The sequence below is a fragment of the Leifsonia sp. GW821-FHT13C09 genome (assembly GCF_058806435.1).
Genome location: NZ_JBXAPS010000008.1, coordinates 89,282 through 114,604, shown reverse-complemented (window position 1 = coordinate 114,604; position 25,323 = coordinate 89,282). Strand labels below are relative to the sequence as shown.

Here is a 25,323-nt window from a genome sequence, read left to right as displayed (position 1 = left end):
ACCATCGCACGATGGCTCGCCACGTCAACGACGTGACACTCAAGCCCAAGAACTACACCACCCCAAGGGACGCCACCCGAACCGGAAGTAATAAGTAGAGGAAGTCTTTTTTGAAAGGGAAAGACTGCCCAGTTTTCGGGAGGTCCAGATGTGGTGCGAGGGAGGTGAGTTCGGATGCGAGGTGGAGTAGCGAGATGGAAGCGGGGACAGGCATCCCACGGGGTCAAGCAAGCCGTCAACTACGCCTTCGGTGGCGTCTGTGACGCCACCCTGACCGCCAAGACCGTCGACGGTGTCATCGCCGCCGCCGGCTACGCCGACGCCGTCATGACCCGGTACATCGTCCAGAACGGCAACATCCGCGACGACCTCCTCACCAAGGGTCAGCTCAAGGACTGGGTCGACGGACTCGATCCCCTCACCGGGGAACGTCGCGGCCGGGACCTCGAATCCCCGGTCGCCGACTTGATCTTGGATGCGACGATCAACGCACCGAAGTCGTTCTCGATCGCCGCCATGCTCGACCCCGAGTTGGCCGCCGCCTACGAAGACCTCCAAGACCGACTCCGGGACCGCATTGTGAAGATGTGGCAGACCGAGCTCAACGCGCGACGTGGCAAAGGCGGAGCCATCCGCGAGAACCTGGCCCGGATCGAGGTCGTCGAACTCCGCCACGAACGCTCCCGCTCCCTGGACCCGCACAAGCACCGCCACCTCTGGCTAAACGTCAAAGTCCAAGGCCAAGACGGCAAATGGTCCAACATCGACACCCGGGTCGCTCTGCGGTTCCAGAACGTCATCAACGCCGAAGGCGACCTCGCCTCCCGCACCGACCCCACCTGGATCAACGCCCTCGCAGCCAAAGGGTTCACCCTCAACGAGGACGGCGAGATCACCCAACTGCAGCACGTGGTACGACCACTGTCCAAGAGGTCCGCTCAGATCGAAGCCAACAGGATCGCGCGCACCGCCTGGTGGAAGGGACAGCACCCCGGACTGGAGCCGCCCCATGATGTGCTGAGCCAGATCGACCGGTGGGCCTGGGCAACGGGGCGACCGAACAAGCCGGGTGATCTGGACGAAGAAGACTGGGCCGAGCTCGTCCGCGAAGAGCTCGCCGCCGCCGATCCCGCGCTCCGCCTGGAGCGCTCCGCCATCGGCGCATCTTCAGCATCGATCAGCGGTCTCGATATCGAGCTCCTCGCCGCAAGAGCCATCGTCGATGCTGACGCTCGATCGACTGGCACCGGTGGCCGGTTCAGCTTGATGGACGTCCGCGCCGGCGCACTCCGCGCCCTCGCTACGACCGGCGTCATCGCCGAGCGAACAGAACTCGGGACCATTGTTGAGGAGGTGATCGCCGCCGCACGAGCGCACACAGTCACGCTGCTTGACGAGCCCGAAGTTCCTGCACACATCAAGTCCAGAATGGCCACCTCTACCGCAGTCCTGAAGGCCACGCTTGCCAACCGAATCGAAGGGCTGTCCACGCCCGGCGCCACCGCCCCGGTCGAGGAGATCACCGCGATTGCTCACGCACTCGACCCCGAGCGCGTCTTGGCCAAGGATCAGATCGATGGTGCGTCCGCTATCGCCGGGACCGCATCCGTGGTTTCGATCACCGGCGCTGCCGGCACCGGCAAAACGACCATGTTGAAGGTTGCCGTCGCAACGCTGCGCCGTCACGGGCGCAACATGATTATTGTCGCCCCCACCAAAAAGGCCTCCACTGTGGCCGGACGCGAAACCAGTAGCGCCGCGTCTAGCCTCCATCAGCTCCTGCATGATTACGGGTGGCGTTGGAAGACGGGTGCTGCCGGGAATACCGAATGGACGTGCCTCGACCCCGGAGACATCGACCCCATCTCCGGACAGCGATACCAGGGTGCCCATACGCGCATCCGCCCCGGAGACCGGATAGTCGTTGACGAGGCCGGCATGCTCGACCTCGAAACCGCCAACGCTCTCATTGACGTTATCGACCGCACGGGCGCCGCCGTCGCCGTCGTCGGCGATGACTACCAGGCCCTGCCCGTGGGGCACTCCGGCGCAATGGCACTCTTCCGCCGGTCCGCGTTTGAAAAGGTCGAGCTCACTGCAATCCACCGTTTCCGCGACCCCGAATGGGCAGACCTGTCCGCGCGACTGCGCGACTCAAGTGGTCCGGCGGAGTCCCAAGCAATCGCTGACGAACTCCAGCGAACGGGTCATCTCATGCACGTGAGAAGCGAGGCTGAAGCACACCAGAAAATGGTGACCGCTTGGCTGGAGTCCTCGCGGAAGGCGGAAACGATCGCACTTGTCACCGCGACGCACGCCGAAGCGCAACAGGTCAGCGAAGCAATACAGGCTCGGCGTGTCGAGTCAGGGGAGCTCGATACCCACCGCTTTGCAACTGGCCAATCGGAACAGCAAATCTTCGTTGGCGACGTAGTTCAGACCCGACGAAACGACAACGGTTCCGGCGTCGAGAACCGGCAGAATTGGGTCGTGCGAAGCATCACGGATAAGCACCTCACACTGGCATCAGTCAGCGACTCGTCCGCCCTCCGGCGGATCACGCGCGAATACGCAAACTTCAACGTTCACCTCGGGTACGCCACCACCGTCTACGGCGTCCAAGGAGAAACGACCGAATGCGCCATCGTAGGACCCGGCGTCGACGCTGCCGGCCTCTACGTTGGACTCACCCGCGGACGCTCGCGCAACGACGTCATTGTGCTCGCGGGCACCGTTGAATCGGCTAAGGAAGAACTCGCAGCCACGATGCAACGACAGCTGAGCGAAGAGACAATTGAGAAGTCCCGCGCCGCAGCTCGGCAAGAACTGGCACGTGCAGCTCGCACGGACACAGCACACCCGATTCGAGCCGCAGGAGCGTCCTCGCTCACATTGACGCGCTGAGCTCCCAAACTCCCTCTATTGCCTAGCCAACCCCGTCGCGACAATCTCTCGACCGAGTCGGCTCCTCCCATCTAACGCGCTGTCCCTTGCCCGATAGTTCAACAACGCGACGCCGAGTGCGTCCGCCCGCTGTTGCGCCACAGGGCGCACACCGCCCCGCAGAAAGATCAATGGTTGGCGGCCGTCCTCCGCGGCAAGGCTTGCCGCGCGTTCAACCGAGTCCACGTCAAGGTTTCCGCGATCGTTATCAACCCAGCCGAGATAACGGGAACTGTAAAGATCACAGAAGCGTCGAGCGGCACCATCCGCAATCACGGTGTCGGATGCGCCGAGATAGACCATCCACTCGCGACATAGCTCAACTGCTTCCTCGGTCGATACTCCGAACGGTCTGGGCGCCGGTTCTTCAGACTTCACGAGCCAAGTGTCCACCAGACCCCAGAGACTTCGAGCAGATTCGTCTAGGAACGACTTGGTTTAGCAGGGAGGCAACTGACCTGCGCCCGGCGCTAGCTACGCTGGTCCCCACAATCGGAGCACGCCACGTCGAGCAGTAGCGATGGTGGTCCTCGGTACGCGGAAAACCAGACCTGGGTGATGGAATGCAGCAAAGGCCGGAGCAATAGTTGTCGTTTGAAACCCTTCGCCCGCAGCGAGATCAGGCCCCACAGACCGGGCGCTCTCGCAGGGACAACGAAGCGGAAGAGCACCTTTAGGCGTTTATGCCCGCGTCGGAAACGCTGAATCCTCGCCCTCCTTGTGGCTGAGAGCGTCATAGTCCCACCGGGCGTAACTGCGGAGTGCGTCGAGAGTGAAGTCCGCTTCGGAATAGACGCCGATTTGGACTAGGTCGATGCCTGTAAGGGCCCTGACCGAGGCCTCGATCCGATCTACTCCTTCGCTCACGCCGGCGAACGTGCCGGGCACATCGAAGTCATCGGACAGCATGGTGAAGGCCATGTGCAACTGGTAATTCGCGTCAGGTGCGAGTTCGGCGAGAGTGGTAGCAACATAGACTCCGGAGACGCGCCTGCCGGCCGACTTGAGAACCCGCTCGATCGCGCTCATCGCGGGCCTCATCCGAAGATTGAACTCGTCTGCAAACGCTGGTCGCGCGTACCGAGCGGCTAACCACGATGCCAATACACGACGATCCGCTTCGGGGATCGTAATTTCCGGCCTAATACCGGCAAGTATTGTGCGATCGATAGTGGCCCTACCGGCAAAATCAACCTCCACCGTTCCTATCGCAGCGGCGATTTGAAGCCGACGTGGATTCTTGCCGAAGGTTAGGTTTCCATCAACGCCTTCTACAACCGACACACTAAGCAATTCGACGATGGGATCGCGATCAAGACTCGGAGACGCGACCTCACACGGATGAGAGATGACGACATACCGAGCACCCTTCTGCAAGCCACTTGAAGCTACGTCCGAGTCGACCGCAAGGATGGACCCCTGGGTCCACCCTCGCGCGCGGATATCGTCAACTTCCGACACTGGCACCCCTTACAGCTCTGGCGAGAGCGGGCGAGCTGTAGCGATGTCAAAGTCTGACGCGGGTCGGGGATCGGCGCCGTGACCTCGAGAAATTGCCACCAACTTGTTTCGACGACCGTGTGCCTTAGATGCCGCCGCCTGGGCGCGCAGATTCTGGATGATCTCAATTTCCCAGAGCTTTGGATTCTTGAGTGCTGTGAGGAGGTCAACTTCAGCCGCGACCGCTGACGTCAAGACTGGCGAAACCCCGCCGCCTGTCTCCGATGTCCAGGTGTCCGCAAGACGAAGGACCAATGCCATCCTTTCCAACCGTGCGGGAGACGGTGTGGACCGATCGTTCAACCAGGAATAGACCGTGGGCCGCTCGACGCCAAGTACGCCGGCCATATCGGTTACAGACAACCCGAATGCCACGCGGATTGTGTTAACGACCTCAGACGTGGGCTGGACATCATCGAGGTAGCTTGGGGCCTCACCGATAACGAGGATCCGCGTCGGGGTGCCCGTCGACCGCCTGGCCGCCAGACGCAGGAGGGTATCTGTGACGAGACTCCCGGTGCCCCAGACGAGATCAGGAACGTACGTAATCGCATCGAGAGCCATATCGCGATACCAGGTTGCCCCTGCTGGGATAGTGATCGCGTGTCCTCCCGTGCGGATGGTCGGAAGAAACGAACCAACCTGGGACACGTTTGACGCCAGGGCCGCCGACATGGTCGGGTTTAGAACGGTCACGCCGAGACCTCCTCCTCTCCCCATGCAACTCGTGCCTCTTTCGTCACCGACTTCCAGAAGGCCGAACTCGCGTACTCATGGACGGCCCATAGCCGCCCCTCGATAGCTTCCCACGCAAAGTCGGAGCGCCCTTCGTCTGAACTATCGATATCCAAGATTGCATGAGTCCCCTGCCGAGGGGTTACCAAGCTCCCCAACTCCGGAGAAATCAAGTCAGGCGGCAACAGGGGAGCATTTTCGACTTGGTTCATCCGAATCTGAAGATGACCTATGTCCGTCTTGGCCAGGATGTGTTGACTAGACAGCACCGACTCGACTCCGAGCTGATCGGCGGAGAATGTGAGAACTGTTTCGTTGAAGTACGTCGGCAGGCTTTCGCCAATGTCTGGGACGGCGTCTACGTACCGGAGGCCGATTCGGTCAGCAAAGCTAGGCTCGCCAATCCGTGCGAGCACCGCAACAGCCCGACCTAAGGTGTCAACAAAGTCGTCGAAGACGTCGTAGTTGGTTGTGCGGAGCGAGATCCCCTCTGTGGAGAGCGCGACAGCTTCGGTGTTGTCCTTCGAGCTAAAAAGCCAGCGGGACGTCGCTTGAAAGGAGGGCTCTCCACCCACCGCAATCTGGAACTGATGGACGGTCGATGCCGAGAACCCCGGAAAACCGCTGCGTCGCAGTTCCTCTTGAATTGCGGGCACCAAGTTCTCAATTGTGAGAATTGGCGCGAAGCGCACTTCGGCTAAAACAACAACGAGGGGTGATTTCTTGAGCTTTCTCTTGCCGATCAACTCGGATGTCATAGTGCGAAGTTTACACATGACTTTACAGCGCGCTCTAGACCTTGATAGGGGATCCCCAGCCGGGACTAACTGTCCATTCCGAGACCGCGCCGGCGCTGTTTCTTGACTTTACATATCGACCGGGGCGGCGGTGTCCTTTGCCCACGATGAGCGTCGGATCTTCCCACGAACGAGGGGATTTCTGCCCGCCACCGTTCCGCGCGACCTTTGTCGGCAGAGCGGACCGACGCTGTATTGGAGGTCGGGGCAATCGTGATCAGAAGACCTATCGGAGCCTTACCTGCAACTGAATCTGGCGGCCTTCGACTAGCTAGGTTCACTCCAACAGGGGCCCGCAACTCCAAAGCGGTGAGTAAACGGTGAGTTTGGCCAAAAACCATTGAGCGGGTAGTCTGGTCGGCAGCCTTACTTCCCAGTGTTTTACTGGGATTCCGGGCCGCGCGAGTGTAGTTCAAATGGTAGAACTTCAGCCTCGCCACTCAAGCGATCGAAGCGTCGCATCCGGCGCAGGTATTGCCGTGCGTGGGTGCCACCGCACAGCTCGGGTGACTGCGGGTCACGGGTCCACGCGATGCGCCTACGCTAAGTAGCGATGAACAAGGATCTGGTCGACCGAGCTCGAACACTTGCGAGCGAGCGTTTGGCCGTTGCCATGCCCCAGCGATGGGCGCACGTCCTTGGCGTCGCGAGAACTGCGTCCGATATCGCCCCAAGGCTTCTCACAAGAGACGCCGACGCCGACGCGGTCATTGCCGCGGCTTGGCTACATGACGTTGGCTACGCACCGAGTATCGCAACGACGGGTTTTCATCCTGTGGACGGTGCGAGGTTCGCCAAGTCTGCTGGTATGCCCGATCTGGTTGTGTCGCTCATCGCCCACCACTCGGGAGCCAGTGCCGAAGCAATCGAGCGCGGTCTTGATGCCGAGCTGGCCGAATTCGATCGTCCACCCGGCGTCGTCCTTGACGTGGTGACATACGCGGACATGACAACGGCGCCCGATGGGACACCAATCGACGCCGAGAGGCGCGTATCAGAGATTCTTTCTCGCTATTCGACCGATGATCCGGTCCATGCTGCGGTCTCGCGATCGTCTGCCGAGTTGCTTGCCACGGTTGCTCGAATCAAGGAGCAGCTTCGGTTAGCGCCCGCCGGCGCTACTCAGCCGAGGTAAGGCACATCACGTCGTTCGAGGTAGTGGTCGATCCTTAGCCTCATCGACGGGTGCATCGGCAGAACGGCGATCTCCGTGGGCTCGATCCATGCGATTTCCGTCGACTCTGAATCGAAGGCAAGCTCGCCGCCGATCAGCTTGGTCGTGTAGCAGATCGAGAATTGCTGCCGGACTTCTCCATCGTCGTACTTCATGACGTGATGAGGGTTCGTGTAGATGCCAACGAGGCCGGTGAGCTCCACGTCGAGGCCGGTCTCTTCCTTGACTTCGCGCACAGCGCAGTCCTCGATGCTTTCGCCGAGTTCCATGCCGCCCCCGGGCAATGCCCAGAGGCTGTTGTCTTTTCGATGCACGAGGGCGATGCGTCCTTTGTCGTCAAGTACTACTGCCGTGGTTGAGGGCACGACGCTGTTCGCCTTCGGCGCGTCAGGGTCGTTGTAGTAGTCGATTCGCGCCACTGCCTCAGCTTTCGATCGGGAACTCGGCCGGCCTTGCGCTGCTCCATACGGCGTCGAACGCGACCGCATACGTGTCCCACAGTTCGGGCTCGGCCTCTCTGGGTAGCTCGATCACGGGGTTCTCTCCGGCCGGGGAGCCGAAGATGTGGTGGTTGGCGTAGAGCATGTCGTCGATGAAGAACATCGAGGTGTAGAGAGGCGTGCCATGCATTCGAATTTCAACGCCCTCGACGTCACCCAGCGGCTCGAGGTGGACAAGGGTCATTCTGCAACGCGCGGCAAGTGCGTCGCCGATCCTCTCCTCCGAACCGCGCTGCATGACACCCTCTGAATCCGGTGCGCCTACTGCAAAACGAACCTTCGTGCCGCGCGCGGCCGCGTCTTTGATGATGCGGGTGAACCCATGAACCGCGTCCCAAAGGAAGGTGCCGCCGTAGACGCAGATGTCGATGCGCTCGGTGGCTGCCTCGAACATCTCGCGCCACAGATCGATTGGGACGTGGGCCCGCGACGGGAACAATCGGACTTCGATGGTCGCGTCGTGAATGGCAGGTCGGATGCCGAAACGTGGCCATAGGTCCTCAGCGGTGACGCCAAGGGCTGCAGCGATCTCTTCGGCAATCCGAGTTTTGGGCGTGGTCTCGCCCCTGATCGCGCGTTGAACGGTGCGCTCGTCGCATCCCGCGCGGGAAGCGAGGTCACGGATGCTGATCCGCTGCCTATCCATCTGCTCGGCCAAGAGGCGTCCAGTTCCGACGCCAGCCGCTCTTTGAATCACCGTCATGAGGCTCCCCAAACCAGATCTTGCCTGCAACCTCTGACACATTCTGACACTCGTCTGGCCTTCCACTGTCAGATTCGGCCGTGTGCACTCATTGTTGTGCCCGCCAACCGGCGCTGTCACGTGCAACGAGACAGAGGAAGTAAGACATGCGTCCGAGCAACATCGACGAAGCGCTATTCCCCGCGTTCAGCTGCGGTTACCGGGAGTGATGATGCGAAGCACGAGAGAGATCGGCATCGAGTTGTTCGACGGGATGCATCACTTGAGCGTGACAGTCACCGGGAGGCCCATCCCGGCACACGAGCTATGCGACATCCTTGCGAATCTCGAGGGTGCCGGCGGCTACAACCTCGGCGAGGTGCTGAGCCGATTGGCGAGAGGGTTCGAGCGATCGCTCCGTGAAGACGAGACCTCCGCTATATCCGTTCGCGAACGACTTGTTGCCGCCCTGGTGCGAAGGGCCGCAGAGAAAGCGCAACAGATCGCGCTGTGCCTGGAAGCCGCGTGTTGCGAGTTGGAAGCGTTGGCACCGCCGGCTCTCGAGAACTCGAGTCACCTTCAGTGACTGGTACCCAACGACATGAGCGCAGAGACCAAAGTAGAAGCAAATGGAGGGAACATGAACAACGGAGAAGGTCAGGTTCGGCGCAACGCGAATACTGTTGCGCCATTACTTCTGACAGAAGCAGAGACGGCAGCGATACTCCGAATCGATCGGACCACACTCGCGCGCCTGGTCGATCAAGGGACTTGTCCGCTGAGCCCGGTGAACCTCACGCCGCGGATACGTCGGTATCGGCTCGCTGACGTCGAGGAGCTGACTGGTTCTCATGTGGTGATGCCGTGATGGCAATCGATAAGCGCGCTTCAGGCAAGTATCGCGTGCGCATCTTTCTGGATCACGTAGTCGTGGGAACTCGATCGTTCGAGCGAAAGGCGGACGCCCAGGCCTGGGAGAAGGAGCAGTACCGTGTTCTCTCGCTGGGAGGAATTCCCTCTCCCTCCTTGTCACTGCTGCCTGTCGCCGGGTTGATAGCTCGGTTTCTCAACGCCCGGCAGACGCGTGTTTCTCCGCACACCTGGCGCACCGACTCGGACAACCTTCGCCACGTGCCTCCCACGTGGCTGCGTCGACCGGTATCCACGATCACCGCATCCGACGTGCACGACCTCCTAGCAGGTCTGCTGGCCGACGGATTCGCGCGTTCGACCGTTACTCGGATGAGAGTCACCCTCTCCGCTCTATTCGAGTACGCCGTCTCAGAACACGTCGCACCGGCGAACCCCGTCCGGGGTGCTCGCATGCCTGTGGTTGTCGGCCTCCCTTCGCGGCCCAAAGCGGATACATGGACGCCCGAAGAGATGTCGAGAACCATCGAGGCACAGCGGGTAGTTAACCCTGCAATGGCCGAGGTGACTGAATTTCTCGGGCTCACCGGCCTGCGGTGGTCAGAACTGAGGGCGTTACGCGTTGAAGATGTGGCGCAGATTCCGATGCCGGCGTTACATGTATGGCGCGCACAATCAGATGGCTACGCCGAAAAGACACTGAAGAGCAACTCCGGCGAAGTACGGTCCCGAACGATTCCCCTGCGTCCGCGGGCCTTAGAGATCGTGGCCTCTCGAGTTGAAGGCGTTCCTCCCGGAGAACACCTGTTTCGTTCGAAAACGGGGAAGCAGTTGAGAGGAAACCTGTTCCGCCGTCAGGTGCAGTGGAATGCGACGACGTGCCGCGGACTCACGATCCACGCGCTGCGACACTTCGCAATCTCGTATTGGTTGCTTCGCGGCGTAGACGTCAAGACTGCCGCCGAGTGGTCAGGGCACAAGAACCCGACAGTGCTGCTGTCCACCTACGCTCATGTCCTCGGCATTGATGCCAACCGGGCAGCTCTCGCCCTTCTGGACACACCTGCTGTCCCAGCGCTGTCCTGGGGCGCCGTTCCTGAAAGCTTGAAAGGCCTCGACTAGTGCGCTACAAAGCTTCAGAAACCCTCGCTCATCAGCACTTTTGTTGCGGAGACGGTGGGATTTGAACCCACGGTGCCCTTGACGGGCACTCCACCTTAGCAGGGTGGTGCACTAGGCCTGACTATGCGACGTCTCCTGAGCGTCCGCGGGCGGACGCACGACAGCCATCATAACGGACGTTGCGGGCGCGGCCGGACACTGCGCGTTCAGGAGCCGGTCGCGGGGACCGGGTGGATGGTTTGGAGGACCGCCGAGCCCAGGATGAGGGCTGCGGCGATCCCGGCGGCGAGCGAGATCGTCAGCACCACGACCGACAGCCAGATCACCGCGGATCCGCGGCCTCCCGCGATGCGGCGCACGATCACCGCGCGGCCGATCGTGTAGACCGGCCAGGCGAGAAACGACCACGCCCAATGGAACGGCCGGTCGACACCGCGGCGGGCCAGCGTCCGGTAGTCGAGCCAGCTGAAGACGACCGACACGGCCAGGATCACCCAGCTCAGGAGGCCGTTGACGAGGTAGCCGGGCGACGACAGCAGCGCGAGGTTCGCCGTGCCGGGATGTCCTAGCGCGGCAAGAGACTCGGTGAGGGTGCCGATCGTGGCCAGCGATGCGACCACGCCGAGCAGCGGGAGCAGCAGCACCAGCCAGATCCAGGGCGTGTACACCGGCGTCTCGGGAGGCAGCGGGCGGCGGTCCGTGGCGTACCGCACGGGTGGCGCCGCGGGCGCTGCGGGTCCACCGCTCACCTGCGCCTGCCACGTCGTCCCGTCCCACCAGCGCAGCGGCGCCGTGCGATACGGGTCGGGATACCAGCCGGGTTCGGGAGTCGAACCCGCCTGGCCTGCGTCGTCCACCATTCAGAAGTACCCCACGATCTCGTCCACGGCCTGCCGTGCGTCCCCGAACAGCATCCTCGCGTTCTCGCGGTAGAACAACGGGTTGGGCACGCCCGCGTAGCCCGCGGCCATCGAGCGCTTGAACACGACGACCTGGCGCGCCTCCCACACCCGCAGCACCGGCATTCCGGCGATCGGGCTGCCGGGGTCCTCGGCGGCGGCGGGATTCACGGTGTCGTTGGCGCCGATCACGAGCACCACGTCCGTATCGGCGAGCTCGTCGTTGATCTCGTCCATCTCCAGAACGATGTCGTACGGGACGCGCGCCTCCGCCAGCAGCACGTTCATGTGGCCCGGCAGCCTCCCGGCGACGGGGTGGATGCCGAACCGGACCGTCACCCCGCGGTCGCGGAGCTTCTGGACCAGCTCGGCGACGGGGTACTGCGCCTGGGCGACGGCCATCCCGTAGCCGGGCGTGATCACGACGGTGTCCGCGTTCTGCAGCAGCTCCGCCGTCTGCTCGGCGGTGACCTCCTGGTACTCGCCGTGCTCCTCGACGGCCGCCGACGGCGCCTCGATCCCGAAGCCTCCCGCGATCACGGAGATGAACGAGCGGTTCATCGCCTTGCACATGATGTACGACAGGTACGCGCCCGAGGAGCCGACGAGGGCGCCGGTGACGATCAGCAGGTCGTTGTCGAGGAGGAAGCCGGAGGCGGCGGCCGCCCAGCCGGAGTAGCTGTTCAGCATCGAGACTACGACGGGCATGTCGCCGCCGCCGATCGACGCCACGAGGTGGACCCCGAGGGCGAGCGCGATCAGGGTCACCAACGCCAGCAACCACAGTTCGGGCGTGATCACGTACCAGACGGTCAGCGCCACGAACACGACGAGCGCGCCGACGTTGAGCGCATTCTTGCCGGGCAGCACCAGAGGTCGCGAGGAGATGCGCGCGGAGAGCTTCAGGTACGCGACGATCGAGCCGGTGAAGGTCACGGCGCCGATGAAGATGCCGATCACGACCTCCGCGTTGTGAACGCCGCGCAGCGAACCCGTGAGCTCGGGGTGCGAGAGGTGGCCGGTCCAGCCGACGAGCACCGCGGCGAGGCCGACGAAGCTGTGCAGGAGGGCGATGAGCTGCGGCATCCCCGTCATCTGCACGACCCGCGCGCGCCACAACCCGATGGCGGCGCCGACGGCCATCGCGACGATCAGCAGGATGAGGGAGGAGGTCGGCAGCAGCAGGAAGCCGATGGTCGCGACGAGCGCGATCCCCATCCCGACCATGCCGTAGACGACGCCGCTGCGGGCGGTCTCGTGCCGGGACAGGCCGGCGAGGGACATGATGAAGAGGACGGCCGCGACCAGGTAGGCGGCGTCCGCGACGGCGAGGCTCACCGGTTCGCCCCGCTCTTCGGCCCGGGTCCGCTGTTCGGGCCGGGTCCGCTGTTCGGGCCGGGTCCGCTGCCCGGGCCGCGCCCGGCCGCGTCGCTCCGCGTGAACATCGCCAGCATCCTTCGCGTCACCGCGAACCCGCCGAACACGTTGATGGAGGCCACCAGCACCGCGATCGCCGCGAGCGCCTGCACGAGCGGCTCATGCGACGTCAACTGCACGATCGCACCGACGACGATGATGCCGGAGATTGCGTTGGTCACGCTCATCAGCGGCGTATGGAGCGCGTGGTGCACGTTGCCGATCACGTAGAACCCGATGACGGTCGCCAGCACGAGGACGGTGAAGTGCTGCGGCAGCGGATACGGCGCGAGCGTGGTCAGCGCGAACAGCACGGCGAGGCCGACAGCGGTCAGCACCGCCTTGCGCACCGGCGTCAGCCACGGCTCCTTCGGCGCGGGGACGGCGACGGGCGCGACCGCGACGGGGGGCGGCGCAGCCGAGACCGTCACGGGCGGCGGCGGCCAGGTCGTCACCCCGTCGCGCACGACGGTCACCGACCGCTGCACGACGTCGTCGAAGTCGAGCACGAGCCTGCCGTCCTTCCCGGGCGTGAGCAGGGTGAGGAGGCTGACCAGGTTGTTGCCGTAGAGCTGCGACGACTGGGTCGGCAGCCGTGACGGGAGGTCGGTGTAGCCGAGGATGATCACCCCGCCGAGCGTGACCACCCGCTCCCCCGGCACCGATCCGGCGACGTTGCCGCCCTGCGCGGCCGCCATGTCCACGATGACCGAGCCGGGGCGCATGCTCGCGACGTCCGCCTCGGTGAGGAGCTTCGGGGCGGGACGACCCGGGATGAGCGCGGTCGTGATGACGATGTCGACGTCTCGCGCCTGCTCCGAGTAGATTTCGGCCGCGCGGCGGTCGTACGCCTCGCTGGTCGCCTTCGCGTAGCCGTCGGCCGACTGCATCTGTTCGTCGCCCGCGACCTCCACTGCGAGGTACTCGCCGCCGATCGACCGCACCTGGTCGGCGACCTCCGGCCGCGGGTCGGTCGCGCGGACGATCGCGCCCATGCTCGACGCGGCACCGATCGCGGCCAGGCCCGCGACGCCGGCGCCGGCGACCAGCACCTTCGCGGGCGGGACCTTACCTGCGGCGGTGACCTGCCCGGTGAAGAAGCGCCCGAACTCATGGGCGGCCTCCACCACGGCCCGGTAGCCGGAGATGTTGGCCATCGAGCTGAGCACGTCCATCGACTGGGCGCGGGAGATGCGGGGCACCGCGTCGAGGGCGAGCGCGGTGATCCCGCGCTGCGACAGCGCGGCGAGGAGGTCGGGGCGCAAGGCGGGGCTGAGCGTTGCGATCAGGGTGGCGCCGTCGGCGAGGAGGGCGATCTCGTCCTCGGTCGGCGGGGCCACCTTGAGCACGATGTCGGCGCCCCACGCGTCGGCCCGGGAGGTCACGGTCGCGCCCGCGGCGGCGAAGGCCTCGTCGGTGAACGCGGCCCGCGCTCCGGCGCGGGCCTCCACGCGCACGTCATATCCCAAGGAGACGAGCTTCTTCACGGAACTCGGGCTGGACGCGACCCGGGCCTCCTCCGCCCGCTCTGCGACGATGCCGACGTACGACACCTGGCCTCCCTCGGCTTTTCCCTGGACACTAGCAGGCCGCGCCCTCCGGAAGGAGTCACGGCCGCGACGCGCGCTCGATCTCCTGTCGAACGGGCATCGGCAGGAGATCTGGACGTGTCCTCCTGCGGGAACGCGAGTCAGACCCGCGCGGTCGCCGCGTGTATCACCCCCGCGAACAGCGGCCGCCAGGCCCGCTACGCGATGAACGCCAGGATGTCTCTGTCGAGCTCCTCCTGGTACGCACCGTAGATGCCGTGGGGAGCTCCGGGATAGACCTTGAGCGTCCCGTCCTTCACCAGCGTGATGGACTTCTCCGCCGCCGCCACGATCGGCACGATCTGATCGTCGTCGCCGTGCGCGATGAGGATCGGGACATCGAGCGCCTGGAGGTCGGCGGTCTGGTCGGTCTCGCTGAACGCCTTGACGCAGTCGTATGCCGCGGCGAGGTTGACCAGCATCCCCTGCCGCCAGAAGTCGTCGATGAGGCCCTGCGAGACGGCCACCCCGTCGCGGTTGAAGCCGTAGAACGGCAGCGCCAGTTCCTTCCAGAACTGCGATCGGTCGTGGAGGACGTTCGCTCGGATGCCGTCGAAGGCCTCCAGCGGGGTGCCTTCCGGGTTGGATTCTGTTTTGAGCATGAGCGGCGGCACGGCGCCCGCGGTGACGACCGCCCTGACCCGACCAGCCCCGTGCTGGGCAGCATAGCGCACGACCTCGCCGCCGCCGGTGGAGTGGCCCACGACCACGAGTTCACGCAGGTCGAGGTGGTCCACGAGCTGGGCGAGATCGCTCGCGTAGGTGCTCATGTCGTTTCCGGTATATGTCTGTGACGACCGGCCGTGCCCGCGCCGGTCGTGCGCGATGACCCGGTACCCGGCGTCGGCGAACACCTTCAGCTCGACCTGCCAGGCGTCGGAACTGAGCGGCCAGCCGTGCGAGAAGAGCACGGGACGGCCGGAGCCCTGGTCGGTGTAGTACAGCTCGGTTCCGTCGGAGGTGGTGAAGTGAGGCATGGCGGATTCTCCTAGAGGCTGGAAGGGGATGGATGGTCGAGTGGCGACACCGGCACAGGTCCTGTCTAGAGCCCGGCGCCAGCTCGCGTCTAGGTGTGGAAACCGCCGGCCGTTACACTCCGGAGGATGACCGCACGGATCGCGAACGTCACCTTCCACGCCGCCGACCCCGCAGCTCTCGCCCGGTTCTGGGCCGCCGTGATGGGCTACCCCGAGCCGGAGTGGCTGACGCCCGAGGAGGAGGCCGAGCTCCGCGCGGCGGGCCTCACCGACGACGACCTCGCCGCCCGCGCGGTGGCCTGGGACGAGGACCCGACCCACCAGCGCTTCTATTTCACGCGCTACCAGCACGAGAAACGGCAGCGCAACCGGATGCACATCGACATCACCCCCGCCTCCGGCCGCCACGCCACCCGCGAAGAGGTGGAGGCCGAGGCCGACCGGCTCGTCGGGATGGGGGCGACAGTGGAGAAGGTGCTCGACGGGTCGTGGGGACCGTACCCGGAGTTCGCGATCATGATGCGCGACCCGGAGGGGAACGAGTTCTGTCTGCAGTGAGGGTCAGCGGTCCTTGAAGTAGCGGAAGAGGTGCTTCTCGCTCATCGCGGCCGTCGCGACGAGCGTCCCGATGAGAGCCCCGGCCACGCCCGCCAGGGGGATGCCCAGCAGCGACGCGAAGACCGCGAGCTGATCCCCGCGCTCGACCATGGAGGCGCCCACAGCCGCGGCTCCGACCCCGATCGCTCCCGCCGCCCCCGACCAGCCTCCTGCCTCGAGCAGACCGAGCGCCAGGAGGTCTCCTTTCCCCAGCCCGGCGTGGAGGGCGGAGGTGTGCTGCAGGCGGCGCGTCCTGACGCCGGCGAATCCGATCCCGGCAGCGATCACCGCGGTGGCTGGTGCAGCGGCTCGGGTCAGGCGCTCCGTGAAGGACGCATTCCCTTCGAATGATGCGCCGTGCGAGGAATTGAGCTGCATGACCTGTGGCTTGTCGGCGCCGTCGCCGGCGGACGGCGACATGGTCGCGAGCAGGAGGGTGCGGAGGTTCGGCAGCTGCGGCCACGCCGTCGCCCAGCATTCGTCGTACGACCCGGGCGCGTTCCCGACCGACAGGATCGCGTAACCGAAGCCCGGGCGCCGACCGTCGGACGGATACTCGAACACCTCCGCCACCTTCATCGGGCCGGCGTCGGTCGCGACCTCGTCACCGGGGCCGGCGCGGATCATGTCCGCGAGGTCTCGCGGGAGGAGCACACCACTCGGTGACCCTGATCGGTCAGAGACGACAGCGGCGAACCCGGGCGAGACCTCGTATGCCGGGACGGGCGCGTCCGGGAGGGTCGCGATCGTGATCTTCCGTGCGGAGGAGCGCAGAGCCCCCGAGGCCGCAACCCCTGGAACGTCCGACAGCGCTTCGCAGGCCGCGCCGTCCACGCGGCCCTCCGCGACGACGATCTCCGTCGCGGCGCCCGACGAACGGAACCGCTCGGCGGAGGCGACCAGGCCGGAGGTCGTCAAGGCGTCCAGGAGGACGAGGGAGGCGAAGACGACGGCCGCCAGGATGCCGAGCAGCGCGAAGCGGGTGGTCCCCGTCGTGATGTTGCGGCCGGCCTCGCGGAACAGAGCGGAGAGCTTCACCCGGCTCCACTCCCTCCGAGCGCACCCAGATCGAGCAGGCCCGTGCACGCATCGCGCGTGCGCGCGTCGTGCGTGGCGACGACGACGATGGTGGACGGGTCGGCGACCGCTGCGATGGCCGCGTCCACGCGCTCGGCGGTGCGGCGGTCGAGCTGGGCGGTCGGCTCGTCGATGAGCAGGAGACTCGGCCGCGACGCCAGCCCGCGGGCGAGCATGAGGCGTTGCGACTCGCCTCCGGAGAGGTCGCCGAAGCGCCGGTGCGCGACGGACTCCAGCTCGAAGCGCGCGAGATATTCGTGCGCCTGGTCTTCCGCGGCCGGCGCGGACTCCCCGCGGGCGAGGATCGGCAGGGCGACGTGATCGAGGGCGGTGCGGCGGGGCGAGCCGAACGGATTCTGGAACACCCAGCTCACCCTGTCGATGCCCGTGAGGTGGATGGCTCCCTCCACGGGCCGGTTTCGTCCCGCGAGCAGGGAGAGCAGGGTGCTCTTGCCCGAGCCCGACGGGCCGGTCAGGGCGTAGACCTCCCCTGGCTGGAAGGCGAACGTCAGACTCCGGAACAGCCAATCCCCCGAACGCCCGAAACGATGGCCCACCCGGTCGAGCGCTACGTGCACGCCGGGCGCCTCGCGCTGGAGAGTAGCACCGTGTCGGGCCGCTGCTCCGCGTCGAACAGGACGAAGGTCTGGCCGAGCTGGGATCCGACGATCCTGACGCGTAGCGCCGTATCGCCCGTGGCGACACAACCGGTACCGCCCTCGATCGCGTACACGGCGGAGGGTGGGACGACCCCGACACGGACCGGGCTGGCGAGCTCGATCTCACCGCGGATCGCGCCGGCGCTGCCCACCTCTCCTGCGGGGTCGCCCCGCCCGGTCGCTGTGGCGGCGTCGTCGCGCTGGAGCGATGGGGTGGCCGCCAGGGCGGCGAGCGCCGCCGCGTCATCGATCCCCGCACCCGCGATGGGGACCGTGACGGAGTCGACGGTCAGCGTCCGTTCGCCGTCGACGAGGTCGGCGATCGGCTCGATCACGGACACCTGGGTGGTCGCGCCCGATGTCGTCGCGAGGACATCGCCGGCCTGTTGCGTCTCCCCGACGGAGGTCCGGCACTCGCCGATCGTGACGGACGCCGCCGGAATCCAGACGAGGCGGCCGGCCTGGACGAGCTCGGAGTCGGGGGCGGTCTCCCCCGCCCGCTCGAACATCGTGGCGGTCGCCGCCAGCGTGCGCCGACCCACGGTCCCGTCCGCGGTCAGCGTGTACCCGAGTCGCACGAGCTCCTTCTGGAGGGCCGTGACGTCCTCCCCCCGGTCACCGATCCCGAGGTCCCGCCAGAGCGGCACTGCGGTCGCGAGCGCGACCAACGGACGTCCGTCGATGCCGGCCAGCGCCGACCCGGACTCCACGACCTCCCCCGGTGCGCAGGGGAAGGAGGTGACGCGACCGCCTGTCCCGGACTCCAGTCGCGAGTCCGGTTGGGAGTCGACGCGCAGGGTGACGGCACGCCGGTCCGAGAAGTCCTGGTACGAGACGGGAGCCGACGTCGCGAGGCGTGGGGCTGCGAGGGAATCCGGCGGGTCGGCCGTCATCCACAGCCAGACGGACGTCGCCCCCGACGCGAGCAGGGCGACGACGACCACCGCGATCACGGCGGCTCGCGGGAACCAGGCCCTCATCGTGTCGGCTTGTCCAGGAGCCCGAGCGGATCGGAGCCGCACTTCTTGAGTGCTTCCTCGCCGCGCGCCTTGTCGCTGAACGGATAGGTCTCCCCAAGTGTGTCGCGCGCCACGTCGGCTGCCGAGTACGTTGGTGGAACCACCTTCTTCCTGACGAGGCAAGCCGCCATGATCGCGTCCTCGTCAAGGTTCTGCGGGTTGCGTTTCATAAGGAAGTAGAGCGAGCCGACCGTGTCCAGGCCGGATGCCGCCGAGCACTCATCCGCGATCCCGTTGGCCTCAGCGGTCGTCGTGCCTCCACCTGGCCGGAACTCATAGCCCCCACCAGGCCGGAATCCCTTGAAGGTGACGTTTCGCTCGCGCATGCACGTCGTGAAGGCGCTCTCCATCTCGGCGAACTCCGCGTCGGAGACCCGGTCGTCCTCCAACGCCTTTCGTTCGAAATCGGTGGTCGCGCGCCTCCGGGCCTCCTCGAATTCGGCCGCCCATCCTTTCGCCGACGCCGTCGGGATGATCGGCACGGCTTCGTCAGGATTTTCGGGGGCCGAACACCCCGAGAAGGCCAGGAGGCAGGCGATCGCGACGCCGAGCCGATTGCTGAGTCTCTTCATCACTGCTCTCAGCGACGACGGTGGGGTGGCGAGCACGCGCCACCCCACCACGGTCGGCTTAGTAGTTGTAGTAGTACCAGGTGTTTCCGGTCACGGTCCACGCAACCGAGGAGTACGACCACGACCCTCGCGCCGCGTCCGGCGAACGGTAGCACGCGTACGAGTTGCACGCCGTGGAGCGGTGCAGCTTCGACCCATGGTGATAGTTCGACCACGTCTTGCCTGAGTTGCCGTAGTCCCAGGTCCCGCCCTCGGGGTAGCTGATGTACGCGCTCGCGGGTGCCGCCCCGATGCTCGCCCCGACCGTCAACGCGCCCGCCGCGAGGACGGTCGAAACGACTCTGTTTCTCAACTTCACAATCACTGTCCTATCTGTATCGCTTGACATTGCTGATTTCAATGTCAAGCGTCAGGCTAGCGCACGTGCGTCCACGTGTGAAGACCCCTGGCCCCACGCCCCCCGCCCGGCTACCGTGGCGGCATGACCCCGTCGTCGAAGTCCGAGACGTTCCTGGAGGCCGACGGGATCGAGGTGCGCATCTCGAACCCGGACAAGGTGGTGTTCCCGGGTCCCGGCCTCACCAAGCTCGACCTGGCGCGCTACTACCTCTCCGTCGCGGACGGCGCGCTGCGCGGCGCCGGTGGGCGGCCGATGGTGCTGAAGCGGTTCGTGAAGGGGCTCACGCAGGAGCCCTTCTTCCAGAAGCGCGTGCCGGAGGGGCATCCCTTCTTCATCGACACCGCGACCCTGCACTATGCGAGCGGCACGTCCGCCGAGGAGGCCGTGCTCCGCAACGCCGCCGGGCTGGCGTGGGTGTCCAACCTGGGCTGCCTCGACCTGAACCCGCACGCCGTGCGCGCGGAAGACCTCGACCATCCCGACGAGCTGCGTGTCGACCTCGACCCGATGCCCGGCGTCGACTGGTCGCAGATCGTGGATGTGGCCTTCGTCGCGCGGGAGGTGCTGGAGGACCACGGGCTCGTCGGCTGGCCGAAGACGTCCGGCTCGCGCGGGCTCCACATCCTCGTCCGCATCACGCCCGACTGGGGGTTCGCCGACGTGCGGCTCGCGGCGGAGACGCTCGCCCGGGAGGTCGAGAACCGCGCGCCCGGGCTCGCGACGGCGCGCTGGTGGAAGGAGGAGCGCGGCGAGAGCGTCTTCGTGGACTTCAACCAGAACGCCAAGGACCGCACCGTGGCCTCCGCCTACTCGATCCGGCCGCTGCCGGACGCGCGCGTCTCGACGCCCCTCGACTGGGACGAGGTGCGCGACCGCCGGCCGGAGGAGTTCACCGTGCTCACCGTTCCCGACCGGTTCGCCCAGGTCGGCGACCCGCATGCGGGGATCGACGACGCGGCGGGCTCGCTGGACGCCCTGCTCGCGCTGGCGAGGCGGCTCGGTCCCGCCGAGAAGCCGCCGCGGGCCGGCGACGGCGCGGGACGCCGGGTCTCGCAGATGCCGCTCATCGAGGTGGCGCGCACGAAGACCAAGCCGGAGGCGCTGGCGGCGCTGGAGACGTGGAAGACCGCGCACCCGGAGGTCGCGGGGCTCCTGCACCCGGCCGACGAGCTGCTCGACGGCATGCGCGGGTCGAGCTCGCAGTGGTACCGGGTGCGGATCAACCTCCAGCACGTCCCGGAGGCCGACCGGCCCGATCAGGGCGCGCTCGTGGCCGACTACGACCCGTGGGCCGGGCGGGAGTGGCCGGGACACCCCTGACCCCTGGAGGCGCTGACGCCTGGAGGTGCTGACGCACGGAGACCGCGATCGGTCATTCCGGCGGAGCCGTTCACGACATACCCTGACCCCATGAAGCGCAGTTGGCCGTTCCTCGTCCCTGGCATCGTCCTCGCCGCGATCGGCCTGGTCTGGACGCTCCAGGGCACCGACGTGCTCGGCGGGTCCGTGATGAGCGGGTCCTCGTTCTGGGGGATCGTCGGCGTGATCCTGCTCGTGGTGGGGGTGGCGCTGATCGTGATCGGCATCGTGCGGAGGCGTCCCCGGCGCACCGGGTGAACAGCAGGTGACCGGCGGGTGACCCACACGCCAACATCCGGTTGCGAATCCACCGGACGGGGTGAGTTCTGTGCGTTCCCGTGGTTCCGTGTCCAGACGTGGACGTCGATCGCAGACACTTCTTGACCCTCGCGGGCGGCCTGACCGCCGGAGCCCTCGCGGCGGGCACCGCCTTCGCCGCGCAGGCCGCGACCCCCGGAACGGCGGCTGCCTCCGTGCCCCCGCTGCCTGCGCCGGCGGCCTCCGGCATCGACCACATCGTGGTCGTGATGATGGAGAACCGGTCGTTCGACCACCTCGTAGGCTGGATGCCCGGCGCGACCGGACTCCCGAGCGGGCTCCGCTACATCGACCGGTACGGCTTCCCGCACACCCCCCACCACCTCGCCGACTTCCAGGGCTGCGGCCATCCCGATCCCGACCACTCCTACGAGGGCGGCCGAATCCAGCTGAACGGCGGGAAGTGCGACGGCTGGCTCAAGGCCGGTGAGAACGACGACTTCTCGATCGGCTACTACGACCGGGCCGACCTGGGCTTCTGGGGGCAAGCCGGACCGCAGTGGACGGTGTGCGACCAGTACTTCGCAGCCACCCTCGCCGAGACCTACCCGAACCGCTTCTACATGCACGCCGCGCAGACCGACCGGCTGCACAACTCGACCGCGACGGCGACGATGCCGACGATCTGGGACTCGCTCGCGGCTGCGGGCGTGAGCGGGAAGTACTACTTCAGCGACGTCCCGTTCCTCGCGCTCTGGGGCTCGAAGTACCTCGGCATCTCGCACCCGTACGCCGACTTCCTCGCGGACTGCGCGAGCGGCTCGCTGCCGGCCGTGTCGTTCGTCGACCCACGCTTCGAGGACGAGGCGTCCGGCACCTCCGGCGACGACCACCCGCACGCCGACCTCCGCAGCGGCGAGCTGTTCCTGAACGAGATCTACCACGCGGTCACGACGTCGCCGAACTGGGCGAAGACCCTGCTCGTGGTCAACTACGACGAGTGGGGCGGCTTCTTCGACCACGTGGTGCCGGGCACGGCCCCCGACGCGACGCCCGCGGCCGGAACCGGCCAGCGCGGCTTCCGCGTGCCCTCGCTCGTCGTCTCGCCACGAGCCCGGCGCGGCTCCGTGGCGCACGGCACCTACGACCACACGTCGGTGCTGAAGGCGATCGAGTGGAGGTTCGGCCTCCCCGCGCTCACCCCGCGCGACGCCGGGGCGCGCAACATCGCGGAGGTGCTCGACTTCGCGTCGGCGCCGGACACCGCCGCGCCCGCGTACACCGTGCCGCCGTTCGTCGCCGGCCCGGCGTGCACCCCGGTCGGGCCGCCGGCCGCCGAGGAGTGGGCGCCGCTCAAACAGAAAGCCGTCGCAGAAGGGTGGACGCTCCCGTGACCATCAGAAGAACCCGCACACGCCTCATCGCGGGCCTCGCCGTCGCGGCCGCAGCCGTCCTCGGTGCGGCGGCGGTGGCGCTGCCGCCCGTCGCGGCGACCGTGAGCGCAGCGACTACCAGCTCGTACCTCCCCGGCGCGAAGCACGTCTTCGTGATCAATCTGGAGAACAAGGGCTACGACGAGACCTGGGGACCCGGATCCGCGGCCCCGTACCTGTCGACGACGCTGCGCAGCCAGGGCGTGCTGCTGAACGCCTATTACGGGACGGCGCACAACTCGCAGCCGAACTACGCGGCCGAGATCTCCGGCCAGGGACCGAACCCGCAGATGCAGGCCGACTGCCAGACGTACTCACCCTTCGTCGGCACCGGGACCGCCTCCCCGGGCCAGGCGGTCGGCGACGGCTGCGTGTTCCCGTCCACGGTGCAGACTGTCGCGGACCAGCTCACCGCCTCCGGCCGCACCTGGAAGGGCTATATGGAGGACATGGGCACCCCGTGCCGGCATCCTGCCCTGGGCACCGTGGACGACACGCAGAAGGCTCGGGTCGGCGACGAGTACGCGGCCCGGCACAACCCCTTCGTCTACTTCCAGAGCATCACCGGATCCGCGGACTGTGCCGCGAACGACGTCGACCTGTCGAAGCTGCCGACCGACCTCGCGTCCGTGTCGACCACGCCGAACCTCTCGCTGATCACGCCGAACCTGTGCGACGACGGCCACGACTCCCCCTGCGTCGACGGACGGCCCGGCGGTCTCGTCAGCGCCGACGCCTGGCTCAAGCAGTGGGTGCCGAAGATCACCTCGTCGCCCGCGTTCAAGCAGGACGGTGTTCTGGTGATCACGTTCGACGAGTCGGACGGGCCGCAATCGGACGCCTCCAGCTGCTGCAACGAGGGGCCGGGGCCGAACACGGCACTCCCCGGCATCTCGGGCCTCGGCGGGGGCCGGGTCGGCGCGCTCGTGCTGTCGCCGTTCGTGAAGGGCGGCACCTGGTCGACCACCCCGTACAACCACTACAGCCTGCTCGCGAGCATCGAGGACACCTTCGGGCTGCCCTACCTGGGCTACGCCGCGACGCCGGGACTCAACCGCTTCGGGCTGGACGTGTACAACTACCGCAACTGAGCGAGCCGTCAGCCGGCCACGGCGGTCAGCCGGCGGAGCACGTCCGTCGTCAGCTTGTCGAGCGACTGGTGCATGCCCGCGTACGCGAACACCGACATCAGGCTGCGCGACCAACCGCTCTCGGTGATCGTCAGTTCGGTGAGGCCGCCGACGTCGGCGAACTCCACGACCGTGCGGATGTTCTGCGTGAAGCCCTCCGGAAGCTGGTCGTCGGGCAGAGGCACGCCGTCCTCGTCGGTGATGCTCTGCGTGAACTCGAGCCGCTCGTGCGGCACGATCGCGGTGTAGACCCCGCCCGTGAAGCTCTCGGCCCCGCCCTGGTCGTCCGGCGCCTGCATGCTGAACACGTAGGAGCCGCCCACGCGCAGGTCGACCTGCGCCGACGGCGAGGTGTAGTCCTCGGGCCCCCACCACTCGGTGACCAGCTCGGGATCGGTCCACAGCTTCCACACGGTGGCGACCGGCGCGTTCAGGATGCGCCGCACCACGATGTCCGTCGTCTGGTCCGTCATGAGAGTTCTCCCCTGTCTTGTTTCTTGTCGGCTCGTGTCTTCTCGATGTGCGCGGCCAGCTTGTCCATCCGCGCGTTCCACTGCCGCGCGCGGTCGGCCAGCCAGCCCTCCACCGCGGCGAGCGCCGAGGCGTCCAGCCGGTAGACGCGCTGCTGTGCCCGTTTGTCCACGGTCACCAGGCCCGCCTCGCGCAGCACCTTCAGGTGCTGGGAGATTGCGGACGCGCTGCTCGTGAACTCCGCGCCGATCTCCCCCGCCGCCAGCTCGCCACGGCGGGCGAGCAGGTCCACGATGGCCGCCCGGGTGGGATCGGCCAGCGCGGCGAAGGCGGTGGTGGGAGTCGTGGTCACAACTCGATAATACAGCGACGACTTAATTAAGACAATACCGAAATACGGGGAGGCGTGCTCAGTACGGCTGCACCTCGAGCTCGGTGGCGAACGTCCGGAAACGGTCGCGATCGACGTGCATCTTCCACAGCAGCTCAGCCAGGACCTCCGGGTCCTTCTCGCTGTCGCCCCGGATGATCCCGCCCGGGATGATCAGCTGCGCGACGTGGATATCCGTGTCCCGCAGCGCCTGGTCGAGCATCTCCGCATACGCCGTCTCGCCCGCGAAGGCGATCGACGTGCCCGCGAAGTGCTGCACCGGCTGGACGGCGCTGCCGCCGTTGACGAAGAGGATCGTGCCCCGGCCGAGCACGCGCATCCCCTGCAGGACCTGGTGCACGGCCGCGACCGGCCCGAGCACGGAGAACTCGAACGCCGCCTGGATGTCGTACACGGTCGACTCCAGCAACGGCCGCAGGAAGTCCTTCGCCGGGAGCGGGTTGTAGCTCAGCACCTCGATCGGTCCGAGCTCCTGCGCCGCCAGGTCGAGCGCCTTCACGAGCGCCTCGGGATCGCGCACGTTGGCGGCATACCCCTTGGCCGTGATGCCGTCGGCCGCGAGATCGGCGGCCAGGGCGTCGAGGCGCTCCTGACTGCGGGAGAGGAGCGCGACGCTGAAGCCTTCGCGTCCGAAACGGCGGGCGAGCGACTCGCCGAGCTGACGGCCTGCGCCGATGATCGCCAGAGTGGTCATGCGCCCACGTTACCCGGACGATCACCGAGAGGTGTCCCCGGCGGATGCCGGCCGAACCG

27 protein-coding genes and 1 tRNA gene are annotated in these 25,323 nt (G+C 66.5%); 9 read left to right on the top strand and 19 right to left on the bottom strand.

Annotated elements, in window-relative coordinates:
- Positions 1–174: 174 nt before the first annotated feature.
- Positions 175–2,904: an AAA family ATPase gene (locus AC1ROW_RS19795; RefSeq protein WP_493021054.1), complete on the top strand. Its 2,730-nt coding sequence runs from the start codon at positions 175–177 to the stop codon at positions 2,902–2,904.
- A 15-nt stretch (positions 2,905–2,919) separates the two neighbouring features.
- Here AC1ROW_RS19795 and AC1ROW_RS19790 read toward each other — a convergent pair whose 3' ends face one another.
- The 4 genes from AC1ROW_RS19790 to AC1ROW_RS19775 all read right to left on the bottom strand — a co-directional run bounded on the left by AC1ROW_RS19790 (position 2,920) and on the right by AC1ROW_RS19775 (position 5,936).
- Positions 2,920–3,321 carry a hypothetical protein gene (locus AC1ROW_RS19790; RefSeq protein ID WP_493021052.1) on the bottom strand — a complete coding sequence of 134 codons (402 nt, stop codon included), beginning with the start codon at positions 3,319–3,321 and terminating at the stop codon, positions 2,920–2,922.
- A gap of 303 nt (positions 3,322–3,624) precedes the next feature.
- Complete coding sequence (locus tag AC1ROW_RS19785) at positions 3,625–3,972, bottom strand: hypothetical protein (protein WP_493021050.1); 348 nt, start codon at positions 3,970–3,972, stop codon at positions 3,625–3,627.
- Positions 3,973–4,413: 441 nt separating this feature from the next.
- Entirely contained in the window at positions 4,414–5,139 is a 726-nt protein-coding gene (locus tag AC1ROW_RS19780; RefSeq protein WP_493021048.1) for a helix-turn-helix domain-containing protein, read from the bottom strand.
- Entirely contained in the window at positions 5,136–5,936 is an 801-nt protein-coding gene (locus tag AC1ROW_RS19775; protein WP_493021046.1) for a TIGR04255 family protein, read from the bottom strand. Before AC1ROW_RS19775 ends, AC1ROW_RS19780 begins: the two co-directional genes overlap by 4 nt.
- 592 nt (positions 5,937–6,528) lie before the next feature.
- Here AC1ROW_RS19775 and AC1ROW_RS19770 point away from each other — a divergent pair.
- Entirely contained in the window at positions 6,529–7,110 is a 582-nt protein-coding gene (locus AC1ROW_RS19770; RefSeq protein WP_493021044.1) for an HD domain-containing protein, read from the top strand.
- On the opposite strand, the gene AC1ROW_RS19765 is transcribed toward AC1ROW_RS19770, so the two are convergent.
- Together AC1ROW_RS19765 and AC1ROW_RS19760 are read right to left on the bottom strand one after the other, a co-directional pair.
- Positions 7,098–7,568, bottom strand: a complete 471-nt coding sequence (locus AC1ROW_RS19765) for an NUDIX hydrolase (protein WP_493021043.1) — start codon at positions 7,566–7,568, stop codon at positions 7,098–7,100. The genes AC1ROW_RS19770 and AC1ROW_RS19765 overlap by 13 nt on opposite strands.
- A 4-nt stretch (positions 7,569–7,572) precedes the next feature.
- Complete coding sequence (locus AC1ROW_RS19760) at positions 7,573–8,307, bottom strand: helix-turn-helix domain-containing protein (protein WP_493021041.1); 735 nt, start codon at positions 8,305–8,307, stop codon at positions 7,573–7,575.
- A 625-nt stretch (positions 8,308–8,932) separates the two neighbouring features.
- On the opposite strand from AC1ROW_RS19760, the gene AC1ROW_RS19755 reads away from it, so the two are divergent.
- Entirely contained in the window at positions 8,933–9,199 is a 267-nt protein-coding gene (locus tag AC1ROW_RS19755) for a helix-turn-helix transcriptional regulator (RefSeq protein ID WP_493021039.1), read from the top strand.
- Complete coding sequence (locus AC1ROW_RS19750; RefSeq protein ID WP_493021037.1) at positions 9,199–10,323, top strand: tyrosine-type recombinase/integrase; 1,125 nt, start codon at positions 9,199–9,201, stop codon at positions 10,321–10,323. Before AC1ROW_RS19755 ends, AC1ROW_RS19750 begins: the two co-directional genes overlap by 1 nt.
- A 46-nt stretch (positions 10,324–10,369) precedes the next feature.
- On the opposite strand, the gene AC1ROW_RS19745 is transcribed toward AC1ROW_RS19750, so the two are convergent.
- The 5 genes from AC1ROW_RS19745 to AC1ROW_RS19725 all read right to left on the bottom strand — a co-directional run bounded on the left by AC1ROW_RS19745 (position 10,370) and on the right by AC1ROW_RS19725 (position 15,204).
- Positions 10,370–10,459: transfer RNA gene (locus AC1ROW_RS19745), tRNA-Ser, on the bottom strand.
- A 70-nt stretch (positions 10,460–10,529) separates the two neighbouring features.
- Positions 10,530–11,183, bottom strand: a complete 654-nt coding sequence (locus AC1ROW_RS19740) for a DUF2510 domain-containing protein (RefSeq protein WP_493021035.1) — start codon at positions 11,181–11,183, stop codon at positions 10,530–10,532.
- Positions 11,184–12,506: a Re/Si-specific NAD(P)(+) transhydrogenase subunit beta gene (gene pntB, locus AC1ROW_RS19735; protein ID WP_493021062.1), complete on the bottom strand. Its 1,323-nt coding sequence runs from the start codon at positions 12,504–12,506 to the stop codon at positions 11,184–11,186. It lies immediately after the preceding gene.
- Between the two features lie 50 nt (positions 12,507–12,556).
- A complete protein-coding gene (locus AC1ROW_RS19730) occupies positions 12,557–14,191 on the bottom strand; it encodes a Re/Si-specific NAD(P)(+) transhydrogenase subunit alpha (RefSeq protein ID WP_493021032.1) in 1,635 nt (544 codons plus the stop codon).
- A 194-nt stretch (positions 14,192–14,385) separates the two neighbouring features.
- Complete coding sequence (locus AC1ROW_RS19725; RefSeq protein ID WP_493021030.1) at positions 14,386–15,204, bottom strand: alpha/beta fold hydrolase; 819 nt, start codon at positions 15,202–15,204, stop codon at positions 14,386–14,388.
- 126 nt (positions 15,205–15,330) lie between these two features.
- Here AC1ROW_RS19725 and AC1ROW_RS19720 point away from each other — a divergent pair, with 126 nt between their 5' ends.
- Positions 15,331–15,762: a VOC family protein gene (locus AC1ROW_RS19720; RefSeq protein ID WP_493021028.1), complete on the top strand. Its 432-nt coding sequence runs from the start codon at positions 15,331–15,333 to the stop codon at positions 15,760–15,762.
- 3 nt (positions 15,763–15,765) lie between these two features.
- Here the strand turns inward: AC1ROW_RS19720 and AC1ROW_RS19715 are convergent, their stop codons facing one another.
- Genes AC1ROW_RS19715 through AC1ROW_RS19695 form a run of 5 tightly spaced genes read right to left on the bottom strand, consistent with a single transcriptional unit; the run spans position 15,766 to position 19,486 of the window.
- A complete protein-coding gene (locus AC1ROW_RS19715; protein WP_493021026.1) occupies positions 15,766–16,839 on the bottom strand; it encodes a hypothetical protein in 1,074 nt (357 codons plus the stop codon).
- Positions 16,836–17,456: an ATP-binding cassette domain-containing protein gene (locus AC1ROW_RS19710; RefSeq protein ID WP_493021024.1), complete on the bottom strand. Its 621-nt coding sequence runs from the start codon at positions 17,454–17,456 to the stop codon at positions 16,836–16,838. The genes AC1ROW_RS19715 and AC1ROW_RS19710 overlap by 4 nt, the downstream gene beginning before the upstream one ends.
- Positions 17,447–18,517 carry a peptidoglycan-binding domain-containing protein gene (locus AC1ROW_RS19705; RefSeq protein WP_493021022.1) on the bottom strand — a complete coding sequence of 357 codons (1,071 nt, stop codon included), beginning with the start codon at positions 18,515–18,517 and terminating at the stop codon, positions 17,447–17,449. Before AC1ROW_RS19705 ends, AC1ROW_RS19710 begins: the two co-directional genes overlap by 10 nt.
- A complete protein-coding gene (locus tag AC1ROW_RS19700; protein WP_493021020.1) occupies positions 18,514–19,164 on the bottom strand; it encodes a hypothetical protein in 651 nt (216 codons plus the stop codon). Before AC1ROW_RS19700 ends, AC1ROW_RS19705 begins: the two co-directional genes overlap by 4 nt.
- Before the next feature lie 22 nt (positions 19,165–19,186).
- Positions 19,187–19,486 carry a lactococcin 972 family bacteriocin gene (locus tag AC1ROW_RS19695; RefSeq protein ID WP_493021018.1) on the bottom strand — a complete coding sequence of 100 codons (300 nt, stop codon included), beginning with the start codon at positions 19,484–19,486 and terminating at the stop codon, positions 19,187–19,189.
- 123 nt (positions 19,487–19,609) lie between these two features.
- Here AC1ROW_RS19695 and AC1ROW_RS19690 point away from each other — a divergent pair, with 123 nt between their 5' ends.
- The 4 genes from AC1ROW_RS19690 to AC1ROW_RS19675 all read left to right on the top strand — a co-directional run bounded on the left by AC1ROW_RS19690 (position 19,610) and on the right by AC1ROW_RS19675 (position 23,669).
- Complete coding sequence (locus tag AC1ROW_RS19690) at positions 19,610–20,848, top strand: DNA polymerase domain-containing protein (RefSeq protein ID WP_493021015.1); 1,239 nt, start codon at positions 19,610–19,612, stop codon at positions 20,846–20,848.
- Between the two features lie 90 nt (positions 20,849–20,938).
- Positions 20,939–21,145 carry a hypothetical protein gene (locus AC1ROW_RS19685; protein ID WP_493021013.1) on the top strand — a complete coding sequence of 69 codons (207 nt, stop codon included), beginning with the start codon at positions 20,939–20,941 and terminating at the stop codon, positions 21,143–21,145.
- Between the two features lie 122 nt (positions 21,146–21,267).
- Entirely contained in the window at positions 21,268–22,539 is a 1,272-nt protein-coding gene (locus AC1ROW_RS19680; protein WP_493021011.1) for an alkaline phosphatase family protein, read from the top strand.
- Complete coding sequence (locus tag AC1ROW_RS19675; protein WP_493021009.1) at positions 22,536–23,669, top strand: alkaline phosphatase family protein; 1,134 nt, start codon at positions 22,536–22,538, stop codon at positions 23,667–23,669. The genes AC1ROW_RS19680 and AC1ROW_RS19675 overlap by 4 nt, the downstream gene beginning before the upstream one ends.
- A gap of 8 nt (positions 23,670–23,677) precedes the next feature.
- Here AC1ROW_RS19675 and AC1ROW_RS19670 read toward each other — a convergent pair whose 3' ends face one another.
- From AC1ROW_RS19670 to AC1ROW_RS19660, 3 genes are read right to left on the bottom strand one after another with little or no spacing between them, the layout of a single operon-like run.
- Positions 23,678–24,181, bottom strand: a complete 504-nt coding sequence (locus AC1ROW_RS19670) for an SRPBCC family protein (protein ID WP_493021007.1) — start codon at positions 24,179–24,181, stop codon at positions 23,678–23,680.
- A complete protein-coding gene (locus tag AC1ROW_RS19665; protein ID WP_493021005.1) occupies positions 24,178–24,531 on the bottom strand; it encodes a metalloregulator ArsR/SmtB family transcription factor in 354 nt (117 codons plus the stop codon). Before AC1ROW_RS19665 ends, AC1ROW_RS19670 begins: the two co-directional genes overlap by 4 nt.
- 58 nt (positions 24,532–24,589) lie before the next feature.
- Positions 24,590–25,264 carry an SDR family NAD(P)-dependent oxidoreductase gene (locus tag AC1ROW_RS19660; protein WP_493021003.1) on the bottom strand — a complete coding sequence of 225 codons (675 nt, stop codon included), beginning with the start codon at positions 25,262–25,264 and terminating at the stop codon, positions 24,590–24,592.
- Positions 25,265–25,323 lie beyond the last annotated feature (59 nt).